Here is a 17479-nt window from a genome sequence, read left to right as displayed (position 1 = left end):
CCCGACGCGCCTACCATCTTGCGCTGACGCAACCGAGGAGAAGCCGTGCCTGCCAAGAAGATTTTCACCAACTGGAAGCTGCCCATTGTGCTGGCAGCGATTGCCGCGCTGTCGGCCTGCGGCGGCGGTGACGACCGCAACCCGCTGGGCATCGACAGCGTCAAGGTGTTCGGCGACTCGCTCAGCGACAGCGGCACCTTCGCCGGCCTGCCGGGCGTCACGCGCACCTTCACCGTGCAGGGCACGGCGGAGGAGCCCAGCGTGCTGTGGGTCGAGCGCGTCGCCAAGGCCTTCGATACCGCGCCGCTGTGCCCGGTCTACAAGTTCAACGGCCAGGCCTTCGCGCCCAACAGCCAGCCGAACTGCACCAACTACGCCATCGGCGGCGCACGCATCAACAACCCCGCTGACAGCGGCGGCGCACAGGCGCCGCTGGCCATCGGCTACCAGCTGGCGCACGCTGCCGGCGCGGGCTGGCGCGCCAGGGATCTGCTGCTGGTCGATGGCGGCGGCAACGACGCCGCCGACCTGGTCGGCGCCTACCTGGGCGCCTCGGCCGACCACGGGGCCAAGTACATGGCACTGCTCGGCACGCTGGTGCCCGCCAACGTGCTGCAACAGGTGCTGGACGGTCCCAACGGGCCCGAGAACGCCGGCGGCGTCTACATGCAGGCGCTGGCCGACGATTTCAGCCGCAGCATCCGGACACAGGCACTGGACAAGGGCGCCAGACAAGTGGTGGTCGCCAACATCCCGACCATCACCTACACGCCGCGCTTCCAGGCCGTGCTGGCGCAGATCGAGAACGCCGCCGGCGCCGCCGCCCGCGCCCAGGCCGAGGGTCTGTTCAAGGGCTGGGTCGACGCCTTCAACCGGAAGCTGGCCGGCAACTTCAACGGCGAGTCGCGCGTGCGCGTGGTCGACGTGGCAAGCCGCTTTGCCGACTGGGTCGTCAATCCGGTCAGGTATGGGCTCAGCAACGCCACGCTGCCGGTTTGCGGCGCCGACTGGATCCCCGCCAGCGTGGTGCCGCAACGCGACTTCGCCGAATGCACCGCCGCCGCGCTGTCGGCCACCACACCGCCGCCGGGCGCACCGTCCGGCGCCAGCTGGTGGCAGCACTACCTGTTCTCGGACGGCTTCCACCCGACGCCGTACGGGCACCAGCTGTTCGCCGACCAGGTGATCGACGTGCTGGAAGACATCGACTGGCTGTAAGCCCCTGGCGCCCCGGTCCGGCGGCGAAGCCGGCAGGCGCGCCCGGTCTTGCCACGCGGCCTACACTCGGCTGCATGCAGGACCAACAGGAGGATGCCATGTCGGGCCCTTGGATGAAGGCCGTGGATGCTCGCAGCGCCAGCGCGCTGGCCTCGGGCGCCTTGCAGCCGGTGCAGTCTGAGCAGTTCGAGTTCGAGCACGCCGGGCTGCCGTTCGTGGTGCGCTGGGTGTCGTCGCTGGCGGCCAAGGATGCCAGCCAGGGCGTGGCGGTGCCGGGCGGCCCGCGCGACCCCAACTTCAACCCTTTCCTCAACCCCGATCCCGAGTTGACGGTAGGGCCGCTGGGCGATGCCCACGTGGCGATCCTGAACAAGTTTCCGCTCAGCCCGCGGCACCTGGTGCTGGCGGTGCGCAGCTTCGCCGAGCAGTTGCAGCCGCTCGACCGCACCGACTTCGAGGCCTTGGCGCGACTGATGACCGAGGCCGGTGGCCTGGGGCTGTTCAACGGCGGCACCGCGGCCGGCGCCAGCCAGCGCCACAAGCACACCCAGTGGGTACCGGCCATGCCCGGCAACGCCAGCCTGGCGCTGTTCCTGCCCGGCCTGCCGGCCGGCGCGCCGCCGCTGACGGTGGCCACGCACCCGCTGCTGCCGCTGCGGCACTGCTTCGTGCGTACCGACGTCGGCATCGGCATGCCGCTGGAGCGGGCCGCCGAGCAACTGCACCTGGCCTGGCAGCACGGCTGCGACACGCTTGGGCTGGCGCCGGGGGCCGACGGCCTGCTGCCGCCCTACAACATGCTGGCCGGTGACGGCTGGATGCTGCTGATCCCGCGCAGCCGGGAGCACTACGAGGACATCTCGCTCAGCGCGATCAGCTTCGGCGGCACGCTCTACACCCGGCACCGCGAGCAGGCCGAACGGGTGCGCGCGGCCGGCCCGCTGCAGGTGCTGGCGGCGGTCGGCTATCCGGCCCCGGCCTGACCGGCCGCACCTTCCCGGGCGAACAAGGAAAAAGCCGGGCATCGACCCGGCTTTTCTCGTATGCGCCGACCGACGCGGCCTTACCAGCGGTCCTTGAAGCGCCGGTATCCGCTCTCGACGTAGTCGTCGTTCATGAACAGGCGCTGCACCGCCGGCGTCAGGTACAGCGCATCGGCGAACATCCAGCGGTTGTAGTCGGCCCCGGCGCGCAGCGTCGCCGGCGTGCAGGTGTTGGCATCCGGCGTGGTGCAGACGGGATCCTTGGCGTTGTCGATCGGATAGTTGTCGGGCTTGTTGTAGATCAGGTTGAAGAACAGCGCCGAATCGAGGTAGAGCACGTTGTCCCACAGGTCCACGATGCCGACCAGCAGTGCGTCGTTGAACGCGATGGACAGGCGCTCGATGTCACCCTCCCGGTCCATGCCGCGCGCCCAGGGCGTGCTGCCGAGGTTGTAGACGCCGGTCACCACCACGTGCCGCGCGCCAGCCTGCACCACCCGCCGCACCTGGGCGGCCAGCGCCCTGCCGGCATCCTGCACCGCCTGGGTGCTGGCGTCCGAGATGCCGGTCGCCTCGACCGCTGCCACGACGTCGGCGATGCCGCCACCGAGCACCATCACGTCGCCGTCGACGAAGCTGGTGCGCGCCAGCAAGGTGTCGATCTGCTGCCGGACGCTGGGCGCGTTGGTGCCGCTGCGGCTATCCGGGCTGTCGATGCGGGCATGGCCCTGGGCGTAGCCGAAACCGCCGGCCGACGCCGGCTCCAGCGTCAACTTGTAATGCGCGGCCAGCTGCTGCAGCCAGTTCAGCGAGCCGTCGTTGACGGTGTAGCGGTGCCCGTTCTGCCCGACGTCGGCAAAACCGTCGCCGACCGAGATGAAGCGCTTGGGCGTCAGGTCGGACACCACCGAGCCGGAGCCGCAGGCGGCAAGCAGGGCGGCGGCGCCGGCACAGGCCAGCGCCAGCGCGGCGCGGCGGGACCAGGAAGCAATCATGAGCACATCTCCAAGGATTGGTGCCGTAGTTTAACGACCGCCGCCGCGTCAATCCGCGGCGGCGGCGCGCCGCAGGCGGTCGCGCACGCCCTCCCAGGCCGGTGTGTCGGGCGGCGTCTCGACCCAGATCAGCTCGGCTCCAGCAGCGTCGAATTGGCGCAGTACGGCAAACAGCTCGCGCGCCGCCGCCTCGGCATCTTGTGGCATGGACCGCTGCAGCAGCACGCCCGGCGTGGGCCGCAGGGGCGTGCGCGCCCACACCGCCAGCGGCGCGGCGTCGGTGCCGATCACCTGCAGCGCCGCGCGCAGTTCGGCCGCATCCATCAGGCGCAGCCGGGCGCGCGGCGCGTAATGCGAAGCCAGCGTGCCGGAGGCGCGTGGATCGGGCGTGGCCAGCTCGTCGTTGGAGCGCAGGCGCTGGCCGGCGACGCGCTCGATCTCGGCGCGCCCGAGCTGGCCCGGCCGCAGCAGCACTGGCGCGCCGCGCGTGCAGTCGACGATGCTGGACTCGATGCCGACCTGGCACGGACCGCCGTCGAGCACCAGCAGTCCGTCACCGAACTCGGCCGCCACGTGCACCGCCGTGGTCGGGCTGACGCGGCCGAAGCGGTTCGCGCTGGGCGCCGCCAGGCCGTCGACGCCACGCGATGCGCAGGCCGCCAGCAGCGCCTGCGCGACCGGATGCGAGGGGCAGCGCAGGCCGATCGTGCCCTGCCCGCCGGCGGCAAGCCCGGCCACGCCGGCGCGGCGCGGCAGGATCAGCGTCAGCGGGCCGGGCCAGAAGGCATCGATCAGCGCCTGCGCGAAGTCGGGTACGGTGGCGGCAAAGCGCGCCACCTGGGCCGGACCGCCGACGTGCACGATCAGCGGATGGTCGGCCGGCCGGCCCTTGGCGGCGAAGATGGCGCGCACCGCCGCATCATTGCCGGCATCGGCGGCCAGACCGTAGACGGTTTCGGTCGGCAGCCCGACCAGTTGCCCCGCCGCCAGCGCGGCGGCGGCGCGCTCGATGCTGTCCGGCAGCGTGCCGTCGACGATCATGGCACCGATCGACCCGGGCGGTGGGCCATTTCGAAACCTTTCTCAAGACGTGAAGCAGTCCCGGAAAGGCCTCGAATCAAGCCCAGCCGGCGCGCGTCGCTGCCGGACCGGCGCCAGGCACTGGCCTGGTCCTCTTGGAGCCGGGGCGCAAAGCCCCTCAACGGGAACGCCATCTAGAACGCCTCGATCCCCAGCAGCGCCGCAGCCGCCAGCGACCGCTCGCGCACGCTGGCGGCGTCCGGCGCGGTGAAGGTCAGGTGGCCCATCTTGCGCCCCGCCCTCGCCTCGGTCTTGCCGTACAGGTGCAGGTGCGCACCGGGCAGCGCCAGCACCTGTGACCAGGGCAGGCTGCGCAGGCCGCCCGCGCCGTCGAGCCACAGGTCGCCCAGCAGGTTGAGCATGATGGCGGCGCTGTGCTGGCGCGGCTGCACCAGCGGCAGGCCGGCCAGCGCGCGCACCTGCAGGTCGAACTGCGAGGCATCGCAGGCATCCACCGTGTAGTGGCCGCTGTTGTGGGGGCGCGGCGCCATCTCGTTGACCACCAGCCGGCCGTCCTGCAGCACGAAGTACTCGACGCACAGCACGCCGACGTAGTCCAGCTCCTGCGCGATGCGGATGGTGGCCGCGCGCGCCTGCTCGGCGGTGGCCGCGGGCAGGTTGCCGTCGTAGACCTCGGTGGCGGCCAGGATGCCGTTGCGGTGCAGGTTGCGTTGCACCGGCAGGTGCACGATCTGGCCGTCGCGTCCGCGCGCCACGATCACCGAGCATTCACAGGCCAGCGGCAGCAACTGCTCGAGCACGCAGGCGACGCTGCCCATACCCTGCCAGGCCGCCGCCAGCTCGCCCCGCGTGGTCACGCGCGCCTGGCCCTTGCCGTCGTAGCCCAGGCGCGCGGCCTTCAGAATGCCCGGCAGTAGCGCGTCGGGCACCGCCGCCAGGTCGGCCTCGCGCTCGATCGCCGCATACGGCGCCGGCGCCACGCCGCTGCGTTCGGCGCAGCGGGTGAAGTGCGCCTTCTCGCGAATGCGGTCCTGCGCGATCGCCACCGCCTCGGCCGCCGGCGCCACCGGGCGCTTGAGCGCCAGCTCGGCCAGCGACTCGGCCGGCACGTTCTCGAACTCGGTGGTCACCGCCAGCGCGCGCGCCGCCAGTTCGCGCAGCGCGTCGGCATCACGGTAGTCGGCCTCGATGAAGTGGTGGCTGATGCGCCCGGCCGGGCTGTGGCGGTCCGGGTCGAGCACCACCGTCTCGTAGCCCAGCGACTGCGCCGCATGCACGAACATGCGGCCGAGCTGGCCGCCACCGAGCACGCCGAGCATGGCCGGCCGATCGTCGATCACGCTGCCGGGCAGCAGGGGCAGGGAAGTGGGCATGCGATGGTGGCTCAGTGGTGCAATGGCGAAACAGTCTGCGCCGGCAGCGAAGTCCTGGTGCCGGCGTTCAATCAAGCATTCAGGCCGGGGGCAGCGTCATGGCACGCGCGGCCGCGGTCTGCTCGGCGCGGAACTGCTCCAGCTGCCGGCGCAGCGCGGCATCCTCATTGGCCAGCAGCGCGACGGCGAACAGCGCCGCATTGGCGGCGCCGGCGGCGCCGATGGCGAAGGTCGCCACCGGCACGCCGCGCGGCATCTGCACGATGCTGTGCAGCGAATCGACGCCCTGCAGGTGGCGCGAGGCCACCGGCACGCCCAGCACCGGCACCGTGGTCTTGGCCGCCAGCATGCCGGGCAGGTGGGCGGCGCCGCCGGCACCTGCGATGATGGCCTTCAGGCCGCGCCCGGCCGCGCCTTCGGCGTAGGCGAACATGTCGTCCGGCATGCGGTGCGCCGACACCACGCGCGCCTCGTGCGGCACGCCGAACTGCTCGAGCAGCTGGACCGCGTGCTGCATGGTGTCCCAGTCGCTGCTGGAACCCATGACGACGCCGATCACGGGCGACGATGTCATTGGGAGATCTCCTCGAAAAACCGGGTCGTGAGCCTGGCACGGCCGTTGACTGCATTCCCCCTTGGGTGCGAAGGCGCGATGCAACTCAGGGGAAATTTCATATCCTGCACAATGGTGTTGGTTTTCCCTGATTTTGCCCGCAGATAACGCCCATGATCGACATCACCCTGCAAAACTTCGAAGCCGAGGTGCTCAAGACCTCCATGCAAACGCCCGTGCTGCTGGACGTGTGGGCCGAATGGTGCGGCCCGTGCAAGCAGCTCGGCCCGGTGCTGGAGCAACTCGAGACCGAGTACGAAGGGCGCTTCGTGCTGGCCAAGCTCGACGCCGACAAGGTGCCCGAGATCTCGGGCCAGCTGTCGCAGATGCTGGGCACGCGCAGCATTCCGCTGTGCGTGATGTTCGTGAAGGGCCAGCCGGTCGATGCCTTCGTCGGCGCGCAGCCAGCCGGCACGATCCGCCAGTTTCTCGACAAGCACGTGCCGAGCGAAGGCGAGCTGGCGGCCGAAGCCGAGCTGGACCAGGCCAGCGCCCTGCTCGAATCCGGCGACACCGACGCCGCGCTGGCCAAGCTGGCCGAGGCGCTGGCGCAGGACCCCGGCAACGACGACGCGCGCGCCGACTATGCGCGCCTGCTGATCGCCACCGGCGCGCTGGAGGAAGCCGCCGCCACGCTGGAAGAACCGATGCGGCGCGAGCCGCTGCCGCTGCGCTTCGACGCCCTGCACCGCTGGCTGCAGGCGATCGAGTTCGTGCACCAGGACGAGCGCGGCAACTGGCCGGTGGAGCAGTTCGACGCCGCCATCGCCGAGAACAGGCGCGACTTCGAGCTGCGCTTCGCCAAGGCGCGCGCGCTGATGGCCGAAGGCCAGTGGACCGCCAGCATGGACGAACTGCTGGAAATCATCATGCGCGACAAGAAGTGGAACGACGAGGCCGCGCGCAAGACCTACGTCGCCATCCTGGAGCTGCTGACGCCACCGCCGCCCAAGCCGAGCGCCGGCGCCGGCGGCAAGAGCAGCGGCGGCATCGAACTGACCGGCAAGGCCGCGAGCGCGGCGCAGGATCCGCTGCTGGAAATGCTGTCGAGCTACCGGCGCAAGCTGTCGATGGCCCTCAACTGATCCCCCTGAGGCGCTGACGCGCCACGGGCTCGCCGCCAGAGGCGGCGGCTCTTCGGCACGTCCAAGCCTGCGCAGGCAGGCTTGGAGCCGCGAGCCTCAGCCCCGAGGGGGACGCCGCCAGTGGGCCGGGCCCAGCCCGCTCCACGGCCGTCGCTGGACTGGCCTGCTCCGTGGCCTCTCGCGGGCTTGCTGCGCAGTCCTTTCTCGGCGTTGGAGTGGCGCTCAGATCGATTGCGCCAGCGCGATGTATTCGTCCACCGGCACCTCCTCGGCGCGGCGCTGCACATCGAAGTCGCCCTCGAAGCCGCGCGCAGCCAGCCACTTGCCGAGCGTGTGGCGCAGCAGCTTGCGGCGCTGGCTGAAGGCCACCTGCACCAGTTCGGAGAACGCGGCGACGTCGAGCGGCGCGAAGCCGGCGCGCGGGACCATGCGCACCACGGCGGAATCGACGCGGGGCGGCGGCTCGAAAGCCTCGGGCGGCACGAACAGCACGCTTTCCATCGCGTAGCGCCACTGCAGCATCACCGACAGGCGCCCGTAGTCAGCGGTGGACGGCGCCGCCACCATGCGGTCGATCACTTCCTTCTGCAGCATGAAGTGCTGGTCCGCGACCTGCGCCGCGAACGGCAGCAGGTGGAACAGGATCGGCGTCGAGATGTTGTAGGGCAGGTTGCCGACGACCCGCAGCGCACCCGTGCTCCCGGCTGCACGTGATTCGCCCCCCACCATGGGGATCGCGCCTTGCCTGAGATGACTTCGCGCTGCGGCTGCTTCTCTGGTGCTCATGGCGAGCTCGCCGAAATCCACCTTCAGCACGTCGGCCTCGATCACCTCGAGCTGCGGATGCGCGCGCAGCCGCGCCGCCAGGTCGCGGTCGAGTTCGATCACCGTCAGCCGGCCCAGCCGCTCGACCAGCGGTTGCGTCAGCGCCGCCAGGCCGGGGCCGATCTCCACCATCGCCTGCCCCGGCCTGGGGTCGATGGCGCGCACGATGGCGTCGACGATCGCCGGATCGGCCAGGAAATGCTGACCGAAGCGCTTGCGCGGGATGTGCTTCATGCGCGCCGGGCAGCGGCACCACCGAATCCGAAGGCCGCGGAGCAGGCCATGCCAGTGCTCCCGCGGAGCGGGCTTTGCCCGGCCGCTGGGAGCGCCCCCGGTGAGGGGGGAGGCGCAACATGGCGAAGCCAGTGGAGCCTGGGGGTGAACGTCATCTCGGAGGATCCCGGTACTCGACGTAGGCGCGCCCGCGCACTTCCTGCGCCCAGGTCTCGAAGGCTTCCTGCGCCTTGCGCTCGCGCAACATGTTGCGCGCCAGCAGGCGCTGCTCGGCATCAGTGAGCACTTGCTCACGCCGGTCGTCCACGCGGATCAGATGGACACCGAAGCGGGTCACCACCGGATCGCTGACCTGGCGCACGTCGAGGCTGTTCATGGCGCGCTCGAACTCCGGCGTGAACTGGCCCGGGTTGGCCCAGCCCAGGTCACCGCCGTCCTGGGCGCTGTCGTCCTGCGAGTACTGCCGCGCCAGTTCCTCGAAGCTGGCCTGGCCAGCCTGGATGCGGCGCTTGAAGTCAGCCGCCCGATCGCGCGCGACCTGTTCGCCCTGTGTCGGCCCAACCCGCAGCAGGATGTGGCGCGCCCGCGTCTGCGGGATCCGCACCTCCGGCAGCTCCTTGTTCTGCTTGCGCTCGAGCACCTTCAGCACGTGGAATCCGGCTGCCGACCTGACCGGCCCGACGATCTCGCCGACGCGCGCCCGCTCGGTGCTCTGCACGAACAGCTCGGGATAGCGGTCGGCCGCGCGCAGGCCGAGCACGCCGCCGTCACGGCCGCGGTTGTTGGCGTCGGAGAACTCCAGCGCCAGCTGGGCGAAGTCCTCGCCGGCGCGGGCACGGCGCACCACCTCGGCGGCGCGCGCCTGCAGGCGGGCGGTGTCGGCGGCGCTGCTGTCCTCCGGCACGGCGACCAGGATCATCGCCAGGTTCAGGTCCACGGTGCCGGTGCGGGCGCCGGTCTGCTCGCGGATATAGGCCTCGACCTCGGCATCGGTCACCTTCAGCTTGGGCTCGATCTCGCGCTCGCGCAGCCGCGCCAGCAGCACCTGGTTGCGCACGTCGGCGCGGAACTCGGCCACCGTCAGGCCTTCCTGCTGCACGCGGCGGTGCAACTCCTCGATCGAGTCGAGCTGGTTCTGGCGCGCGATCGCCAGTTCGGCCTGCGCCAGCGCAGCCTCGTCGACCTTCAGGCCGATCTCGCGCGCGTACTGCAGTTGCGCGCGCTCGGCGATCAGGCGCTCGAGCATTTCCTTGCGCAGCTGATCGCTGGGCGGCGCGCTCATGCTGCGCTCGGCCAGCTGGCGCTGCGCGCGCGCCATGCGGGCACGCACCTCGTGGTTGGTCAGCGGTTCGGTGTTGACCACGGCGACGATGAAGTCGGCCTCGCGCGGCGCGCTGCTGACCGGCTTCGGCGCCGGGGCCGACACGGGTGCCGCTGCCGATGCGGTGGCGGCCGGTGCGGCCGCGGGTGCCGCCTCCGGCGCGGGCTTGCGTGCCGGCGCCTTGGCCGGCGGCTTCTTGGCGGCCGGCCTGGCACGCTTGGTGGCGGGCTGGGTCTGCTTGGTGGTGGTCTGCGCCTGCGCCGGCAGGGCCAGCGCCACACACGCCAGCGGCAGGAACAGCCAGCGTGCGGCGACGACGCGGAAAAGAAGGCCGGGCATCGTGTTTCTCCTCAATCGTCCGGCGGCCGCTCCGGGTGCCGGGGACACCGGACTAGCGACCGCGGTGGCCGCATCGGCGCCGGCCACCCGTGGCGTCGCCCGGTCAGCGGGGCGGGCGCGCAGCAACTCAGAGGATTTAGTCATACGTCGTGAAGCGGCTCGGCGGCGTGACTTCCTGCCGCAGATATTGATAACGCGGAATGTGGTTGCGCAGCGTACTAAGCGGGTTGCTGCCCAGGCGCGACAGGCCGACCAGTTCCAGCTGGAACATGATGCGCCGGGTGGCCGAGCTGGTCGAGCTGTGCAGTTGCTCGAACACGACACGCCCGATCCAGCAGCCGGCATCGTATTCGAGACCCAGGATGGCGTCGACCACCTTGCTGTCGCGCAGACTGTAGTTGAGCCGGCCGACGCTGTACCAGCGGCCGCTGCAGCTGCCGCCACCGCTGGCCGAGCGCGTGGTGCCGAGTTCGGAGCGGCCTGCGGCGAGATCGCCCAGCGGCCACTGCCAGCCGACGTCGAGGTGTTCGCTTTTCAGGTCGCGCTGGTGGCGGTAGGCCGCGCTCAGGGTGCGGAATGGTCCCGGCATCCAGCGCGCCTGGATGGTGGTGCGGGTCGAGCGCTTGGTGTCGGGGTTGTACTGCACCACGGTGTCGAAGGACCAGCGCGGGTCCCAGCCGATCGAGGCGCCCAGCATGATGTCCGACCAGCCGGCCGCGGTCGGCGTGCCGCCGGGCAGCACCACCTGCTGGCCCGAGAAGCGGTAGCGCTGCGCGATGCCCAGCCGCACCGCCTCGGCGCCGCTGTCGGGGTCGAGCAGGCGGGTGGTCAGGCCGGCGGTGACGAGGTTGTTGTCGACGATGCGGTCGTGGCCGGCAAACGCGTTCTCGGACCAGATGGTGGCGAAGTTGAAGTCGTACAGGCCCGAGTCGTAGTTGGGCAGCCGGCTCTGGTCGCGGTACGGCGTGTAGACGTACATCAGGCGCGGCTCCAGCGTCTGCGTGAAGGCGCGGCCGAAGTAGCTGGCCGGGCGTTCGAACACCAGGCCGCTGTCCAGGCTCAGCGTCGGCAGCACGCGGCTGGCCGAGCTGGCGCCGTTCGACAGCGGCCCGTCGAAACGGTAGCCGGTGGCGTGCAGCTGCGCCTTGGGCACCAGGAAGCCCCAGGGCCGGGTGAACGGGTGCGACAGCTGCGCGTGCAGCACGCCACGGTCGGCGTTCGGCTGGCGGGTCCAGAAGCGGTCGGCGCGGAAGCGCGTGTAGTCGGCATCGATCGAATAGTCGAAGCCCCGGTCGTTGATCTTGCTCCAGCGGCCCGTGAGCTGCGGCAGCCGGTCGTAGGGCGGGACGATGGGGGCGTTGACGTCCTGCAGCGTCTGCCACTTGAGTGCGCGCGCCGCCAGCGCGAAGTCGCCGCGCGACCAGGTCAGCGAGCCGTCGCTGGCCAGCAGGCGCGTGGTCAGCGACAGACCCTTGCGGCTGAAGTCGCGCCAGTAGTCGTTGTCGCTGACCCGGTTCAGGTTGAGCCCCAGGCCGACGCCGCCGATGCCGCCGGCCTGGATGTCGTAATGCCCGCTGTGGCGCGCGAACAGGCCCCAGCGCTCGCGGTCGCGCAGCCGGTCGTTCGGCATCACATGGGCCAGCACCTGGCCGTGGTAGTTGTTCTCCAGGTAGCGGAACTCGCTCGACAGGTCGGCGCCGCGGCGCAGCATCAGGCCGGGCGTGAAGGTGGCGTCGCGATTCGGCGCGATGTTCCAGTAGTAGGGCACCGACAGATCCAGCCCGCTCTTGTTGTCGAGCCCGATGGTGGGCGGCAGCCAGCCCGACTTGCGCCGGTCGCTCAAGGGGAAGCTGATCGCCGGCACCGGCAGGATCGGCACGCCCTTGAATTCCAGCACCGCGCCCTCGGCATAGCCTTCGTCGCTTTCCTGGTCGAGTTCCAGCCGCTCGGCGCGCAGGATCCAGTCCGGCAGCGCGTCGGGCTGGTCGATCCGGCAGGTGGTGTAGGTGCCCTGCAGCACGGTGGCGCGGTCGGCGTCGTGCAGCTCGACGCGCTCCGCGCTGCCGTGCGCGCCGGTCGCCAGGAACCGGTAGCTCGGCTGCAGGAAGAAGCCCTCGAAGGCATCGATCTGCAGCTGGCCCTCGGTGGCGGTGTAGCGGTCGCCGCGCGCATTCACGCGCACCTCGCCGTGCACGGTGGCAATGTCGGTCGACTGGTCGTGGCGCAGTTCATCGGCGCGCAGGCTCAGGCCGGGCCGGCGCAACTCGGCATCGCCTTCGATGACGGTCTCCAGTTCGGTGCGGCCGGTGATGCGCTCGCCGCTGATGAACGAGGGCAGCGACGCGCCCTGCGGCAGCTGCTCGGCCAGCATCGGCGTGGCGCGCAGCTGCAGCGGCGCCGGCGTCTGCGCGCTGGCGCCGCCCGCCAGCAGCACCAGCACGGCCACCGCAAGCGGGCGCCGCGCCAGCGGCCATCGAGATGGGCGCGCGCGGGACCGCAGGGGTGGAGACGACGGGACGTGCACGGCGGAAAAGGTCGGATCAACGCGCACAGCCGATGCCTGGCACGCTCTAGAATCGATTATCCATGAGCGCCGCCAGTTCCCCTGTTTCCGCGTCCGAACCTGGCGCCACCGCAGTCCGCTGGGCCAACCCGGCGCGCCACGCCGCCTTTGACGAGTGGCTGGCGCGCATCGCCGCAGCGCAGCAACTCGAGCCCGCCAGCCTGCGCGTGGCCTCGGCCGATGCCAGCTTCCGGCGCTACCTGCGCATCGACACGCTGGGCGGTGTCACGCGCATCATCATGGACGCACCGCCGGCGCTGGAAAGCTGCGCGCCCTTCGTGCACGTCGCCGGCCTGATGCGGGATGCCGGCCTGCACGCGCCCGAGGTGCTCGACTGGGATGAACCGCAGGGCTTCATGCTGCTGACCGACCTGGGCCGGCAGACCATGATGGAGGTGATCGACCGCGACCGGCCCGAGGCCAACCGCCCGCTGTACGAGGCCGCGCTGGACGTGCTGCTGGCCTGGCAGCAGGCCTCGAAGCCCGGCCAGCTGCCGCCCTACGACGAGGCGCTGCTGCGGCGCGAACTGGCGCTGTTCCCCGACTGGTACCTGGCGCGGCACCGCGGCGTCGCAGTCGAGGGCACGCTACGCGGGATCCTGGAGCAGACGTTCGATCTGATCGTCGCACGCAACCTGGCCGCGCCGATGGTGTACGTGCACCGTGACTTCATGCCGCGGAACCTGATGGTGCCACCGGGCCGGCCCGAACCGCCGTCGGGCCGCCCCAAGGCGGCGAGCGCCCCCTCGGGGGGCAGCACAGACACGCCAGTGCGGAGCGTGGGGGCACCAATTCTCGGCGTGCTCGACTTCCAGGACGCGGTGTACGGCCCCGTCAGCTACGACATCGCCAGCCTGATGCGCGACGCCTTCCTGAGCTGGGACGAGGCGTTCGTGCTCGACATCACAGTGCGCTACTGGGAACGCGCGCGCAAGCTGGGCCTGCTCGACTACGAGGACTGGCACCAGGATTTCGGCAGCTTCTGGCGCGCGGTCGAATGGATGGGCCTGCAGCGCCACCTGAAGGTGGCCGGCATCTTCGCCCGCCTGACGCTGCGCGACGGCAAGCCGAAGTACCTGGCGGATGCGCCGCGCTTCATTGGCTACATCCGGCACACGGCCGGGCGCTACCGCGAACTGGCGCCGCTGCTGCGGCTGATCGACCAGGTCGAGGGCACCGAGGCGGCCAGCGGCTGGGCATTCGGGCGCGTCTGACGCCAGCGCTCAGGTGCCGGCCCGGCCCTGGCACGCCCACAACAGCGTCACGCCACCATCGGAGGCCAGCCAGTCGCCCAGCGGGCGGCAATCCCCGCTGTCGCACCATTCGTAGTCGGCGACATAGGGCGCGCGGCTGAGCCGCAAGGCGCCGCGCGGCTGTGTGCGCGGCACATACTCGTACCAGCCCTGGCGCAGCACGGCACCGGCGGGCGGCTCCATGCCGGCGCCGCTGCCGCGGATGCGGGCGCGCTCCAGCACCAGCGCGGGCGGCCCGCTCGCCGGCTGCTCGATGCGGTAGTCCTCCTCCCAGCGCGTCTTCTCGATCGAGTGCGTCCAGGCGAGCGTGAAGCGCGCCTGCGGCACGAAGCGCACCGTCACCGTGCCAGCCGCGGCCGGCGGATCGGCGAACTCGGCGCCGGGCGGCAGGCTGGCCGCCAGGGCCAGGCAGACACCCAGCACCGCCGCGCCCATGCACGGCCCTCAGGCCAGCACCGCGCGCTGCCGCCGCCGGCGCGTGCGCCAGACGTGCCACAGCACCAGCAGCGCGGTGGCGGCGAAGCCGACGTCATCGGTCCACGGCGTCGCCACCACCAGGAAGCTGGCCGCAACGAAGGCATAGACGCGCTCGGCCCAGTTGAGCGGCGACAGCAGGTAGCCGATGGTCGCCGCGCCCCACAGGCCGATCGCCAGCAGCGCCTTGGCCACCACGTAGGCGGTGGCGCTCCAGCTGTCGCCCAGCAGCATCAGCGCCGGCGCGTAGACCGCCATGTAGGGCAGGATGAAGCCGGCGATGGCCACCCGCACCGCGTTGACGCCGATCTTCATCGGCGATTCACGCGCGATCGGCGCCGCCGCGAAGGCCGCCAGCGCCACCGGCGGCGTCAGGTCGGCCATGATGCCGAAATAGAACACGAACATGTGCGACACCAGCAGCGGCACGTCGAGCTGCAGCAGGATCGGCGCCGCCAGCGAGCTGGTGATGATGTAGTTGGGGATGGTCGGGATGCCCATGCCCAGCACCAGGCAGATCAGCATGGTCAGCATCAGCGCCACCAGCAGGTTGTTCTGGCCCAGCGCGATGATCTGGCCGCCCAGCTCGGCGGCCACGCCGGTCAGGTTGATGACGCCGATGATCACCCCCACCAGTGCGCAGGCAATCGCTACCGACAGCGACAGCTGGGCGCCGTCGACCATCGACTGCACCGCCAGCCGGCGCGCGTCCTGCCCGGTACGCAGCACGTAGGTGAGCGCGACCAGCAGGGCCACCAGCACGAAGAACACCACCACGCCGAGCTGGAAGAAACCGGCCGTGGCGATGCCGAGCAGCACCCAGAACACGATGCGCAGCGCGGTGCCGCGCACACCGGTCATGCAGGCGGCGGCGAAGATCAGGATCGCCGTCAGGCCCAGGCCCACGGTGCCGGAGAACAGCGGCGTGTAGCCCGAGAACAGCAGCACCACCAGGCCGATCAGCGGGATCAGCAGGAACCACTGGCGCTTCACGGCCGTCCAGGGATTGGGGCATTCCTCCTTCGGCAGGCCGAGCAGGTTGCGGCGCCCGGCTTCCAGGTGCACCACCCAGAAGGCGGTGGCGAAATACAGGATGGCCGGGATCGCCGCGGCCTTGCAGACCTCGACGTAAGGGATGTTGAGCGTCTCGGCCATGATGAAGGCCACCGCCCCCATCACCGGCGGCATGATCTGCCCGCCCATGCTCGAGGTCGCCTCGACGCCGCCGGCGAACGCCGGCGAATAGCCGAAGCGCTTCATCATCGGGATGGTGAACTGGCCGGTGGTCACCACGTTGGCGACGCCGGAGCCGTTGATCGTGCCCATCAGGCCCGACGAGATCACCGCCACCTTGGCCGGGCCGCCGCGCGTGTGGCCCACCGTGCCCATGGCGAAATCGGTGAACAGGCGGATCATGCCGGCCTGCTCGAGGAAGGCGCCGAACAGGATGAACAGGAAGATGTAGCTCGACGACACGTAGGTCGGCGTGCCGTAGATGCCCTCGGTGCCGAACGAGAGCGTGCCGATGATCTGGTCCAGGCCGTAGCCACGGTGCTGCAGCTGCCCCGGCAGGTACTGGCCCCAGATGCCATACGCCAGGAACAGCGCGCAGACGATGAACAGCGCCCAGCCCATGACGCGGCGCGCAGCCTCGAACACCAGCGCGAGCAGCACGAAGCCGACCACCCAGTCGGCCTGCGTCAGCTCGCCGGCGCGGTGCGTCAGGTCGGCCTCGAACACCCACTGGTAGATGCCGGTAGCGAAACCCGCCAGGCCGAGCACCCAGCCGGCGACTTTCCAGCGCGCGTCGGCGCCCTGCTTGCTGAAGCCGGGGTGCATCAGAAAGATCATCAGCAGCACGAAGCCCACGTGCATGGCGCGCACGACCTGGCTCGGCAGCGGGCTGAAGGCCGCGGTGATGACCTGGAAGCTGGAAAACGCCAGCGCCACCCAGAACACCGCGGTGCGCCATTGCAGCTGGTCGTGCTTGGGCAGCGGCAGGGCGTCGGCAATGCCGGGCGTCGCGCTCGTGGGCGTGGCCCCTTCGGTGGTTTGGCTCATGGGCTTGGTTCCCTGGCGCACAGGCAGCGTGCTTGGACACAAAAAGACCGGCGTCTGGCGCCGGTCTTCTCATTCAGCGCATGTCAGCCATGCATCACTTGAGCACGCCGGCTTCGCGGTAGAAGCGCTCGGCACCAGGGTGCAGCGGCACCGGCATGCCGGTCGCCGCCCGTTCCAGCTTGATCGTCCGGACCGCGTTGTGCGCCGCGTACAGGGTGTCGAGGTTGCCGTACATGGCCTTGGCCATCTGGTAGACCAGCTCGTCGGGTACCTTGGAATGGGTGATGAGGAAGTTGGGGATGGCGGCGGTTTCCACGTCCTCGCCCTGGCCGCCATAGGTGTTGGCCGGGATGATCGCCGGCACGTAGGCGGCGCTGCCGACCTTCTCGACCACGCTCTTGGGCACCGGCACGATGCGGATCTTCACCGCGCTGGCCAGGTCACGGATCGAGGCCACGCCCAGGCCGGCCGACTGCAGCGTGGCATCGAGCTGGCGGTTCTTGATCAGCTCGACCGACTCGCCGAACGGCAGATATTCGGTCTTCGACAAGTCCTTGTACGACAGGCCCGCGGCCTTGAAGATGGCGCGCGCGTTCAGCTCGGTGCCGGACTTGGCGGCGCCGACCGAGACCCGCTTGCCCTTCAGGTCGGCCAGGGTCTTGATGCCCGATTCCTCGCTGGCGACGATCTGGATGTAATTGTTGTAGGTGGCTGAAAAGCCGCGCAGGTTCTTCAGCGGCTCCTTGAAGCCGGCCTCGGCGTCGCCGGCCCAGGCGTCGGCCACCGCATCGCCCAGCGACAGCGCCAGCTCGCCGCGGCCGGCCTGCAGCAGGTTCAGGTTCTCGGCCGAGGCCCGGGTCACCTGCGCGGTCGAGCGCACATCGGGAATCTCCTTGCCGAACAGCTGCGACAGCGCCACGCCCACCGGGTAGTACACGCCGCTCTGGCCGCCGGTGAGGATGTTGATGAACTGGGTCTTCTGCGCCAGCGCGCTGCCGCCCATGGCCAGCAGGCCGGCTGCCAGGCCGGCGCCCAGGCCCAGGGTCAACTTCTTCGTCCACTGCATGGTCGATCCTTTCGGGTGATGCGGTTCAAAGCGGG

At 70.6% G+C, this 17479-nt stretch carries 14 protein-coding genes; 4 read left to right on the top strand and 10 right to left on the bottom strand.

All coding sequences use genetic code 11. The annotated features are described in order from the left end of the window. The first annotated feature begins 45 nt into the window (after positions 1 to 45). Together PK606_RS06250 and PK606_RS06245 are read left to right on the top strand one after the other, a co-directional pair. Entirely contained in the window at positions 46 to 1218 is a 1173-nt protein-coding gene (locus tag PK606_RS06250; RefSeq protein ID WP_324561815.1) for an SGNH/GDSL hydrolase family protein, read from the top strand. A gap of 74 nt (positions 1219 to 1292) precedes the next feature. Next, the gene (locus tag PK606_RS06245; RefSeq protein WP_324561813.1) at positions 1293 to 2201 is read left to right on the top strand and encodes an ATP adenylyltransferase family protein; all 909 of its coding nucleotides are present in this window, start codon (positions 1293 to 1295) and stop codon (positions 2199 to 2201) included. 80 nt (positions 2202 to 2281) lie between these two features. On the opposite strand, the gene PK606_RS06240 is transcribed toward PK606_RS06245, so the two are convergent. The 4 genes from PK606_RS06240 to purE all read right to left on the bottom strand — a co-directional run bounded on the left by PK606_RS06240 (position 2282) and on the right by purE (position 6184). Continuing rightward, positions 2282 to 3196 (bottom strand): SGNH/GDSL hydrolase family protein, encoded by a 915-nt coding sequence (locus PK606_RS06240; RefSeq protein ID WP_324561811.1) that lies wholly within the window; start codon positions 3194 to 3196, stop codon positions 2282 to 2284. A gap of 48 nt (positions 3197 to 3244) precedes the next feature. Continuing rightward, positions 3245 to 4237, bottom strand: a complete 993-nt coding sequence (locus tag PK606_RS06235) for an L-threonylcarbamoyladenylate synthase (protein WP_324561809.1) — start codon at positions 4235 to 4237, stop codon at positions 3245 to 3247. Positions 4238 to 4410: 173 nt separating this feature from the next. Then, positions 4411 to 5610, bottom strand: coding sequence for a 5-(carboxyamino)imidazole ribonucleotide synthase (locus PK606_RS06230; RefSeq protein ID WP_324561807.1), 1200 nt, complete (start codon positions 5608 to 5610; stop codon positions 4411 to 4413). A gap of 79 nt (positions 5611 to 5689) precedes the next feature. Continuing rightward, positions 5690 to 6184: a 5-(carboxyamino)imidazole ribonucleotide mutase gene (gene purE / locus PK606_RS06225; RefSeq protein ID WP_324561805.1), complete on the bottom strand. Its 495-nt coding sequence runs from the start codon at positions 6182 to 6184 to the stop codon at positions 5690 to 5692. Between the two features lie 152 nt (positions 6185 to 6336). Between purE and PK606_RS06220 the strand changes: the two genes are divergently transcribed. Next, complete coding sequence (locus PK606_RS06220) at positions 6337 to 7308, top strand: tetratricopeptide repeat protein (RefSeq protein ID WP_324561803.1); 972 nt, start codon at positions 6337 to 6339, stop codon at positions 7306 to 7308. A 222-nt stretch (positions 7309 to 7530) separates the two neighbouring features. Here PK606_RS06220 and rsmA read toward each other — a convergent pair whose 3' ends face one another. From rsmA to PK606_RS06205, 3 genes are all read right to left on the bottom strand, one after another. Then, on the bottom strand, positions 7531 to 8367 hold the full coding sequence (gene rsmA / locus PK606_RS06215) for a 16S rRNA (adenine(1518)-N(6)/adenine(1519)-N(6))-dimethyltransferase RsmA (RefSeq protein ID WP_324561801.1): 837 nt from the start codon (positions 8365 to 8367) through the stop codon (positions 7531 to 7533). 151 nt (positions 8368 to 8518) lie between these two features. Next, positions 8519 to 10027, bottom strand: a complete 1509-nt coding sequence (locus PK606_RS06210) for a peptidylprolyl isomerase (RefSeq protein ID WP_324561799.1) — start codon at positions 10025 to 10027, stop codon at positions 8519 to 8521. A 136-nt stretch (positions 10028 to 10163) separates the two neighbouring features. Further along, the gene (locus tag PK606_RS06205) at positions 10164 to 12467 is read right to left on the bottom strand and encodes an LPS-assembly protein LptD (RefSeq protein ID WP_324561797.1); all 2304 of its coding nucleotides are present in this window, start codon (positions 12465 to 12467) and stop codon (positions 10164 to 10166) included. A gap of 146 nt (positions 12468 to 12613) precedes the next feature. Between PK606_RS06205 and PK606_RS06200 the strand changes: the two genes are divergently transcribed. Next, entirely contained in the window at positions 12614 to 13804 is a 1191-nt protein-coding gene (locus PK606_RS06200) for an aminoglycoside phosphotransferase family protein (RefSeq protein ID WP_324561795.1), read from the top strand. A 9-nt stretch (positions 13805 to 13813) separates the two neighbouring features. Here the strand turns inward: PK606_RS06200 and PK606_RS06195 are convergent, their stop codons facing one another. From PK606_RS06195 to PK606_RS06185, 3 genes are all read right to left on the bottom strand, one after another. Then, the gene (locus PK606_RS06195; RefSeq protein WP_324561793.1) at positions 13814 to 14278 is read right to left on the bottom strand and encodes a DUF1850 domain-containing protein; all 465 of its coding nucleotides are present in this window, start codon (positions 14276 to 14278) and stop codon (positions 13814 to 13816) included. Between the two features lie 9 nt (positions 14279 to 14287). Then, on the bottom strand, positions 14288 to 16378 hold the full coding sequence (locus PK606_RS06190) for a TRAP transporter permease (protein WP_324561791.1): 2091 nt from the start codon (positions 16376 to 16378) through the stop codon (positions 14288 to 14290). A 94-nt stretch (positions 16379 to 16472) separates the two neighbouring features. Continuing rightward, positions 16473 to 17444: a TAXI family TRAP transporter solute-binding subunit gene (locus PK606_RS06185; protein ID WP_324561789.1), complete on the bottom strand. Its 972-nt coding sequence runs from the start codon at positions 17442 to 17444 to the stop codon at positions 16473 to 16475. Between the last annotated feature and the right edge of the window lie 35 nt (positions 17445 to 17479).

This window comes from Ottowia sp. (assembly GCF_035444425.1).
GTDB lineage: Bacteria > Pseudomonadota > Gammaproteobacteria > Burkholderiales > Burkholderiaceae_C > Ottowia.
The sequence above is the reverse complement of the archived record's forward strand: the minus strand, read 5'-3'. Positions and strand labels throughout refer to the sequence as shown.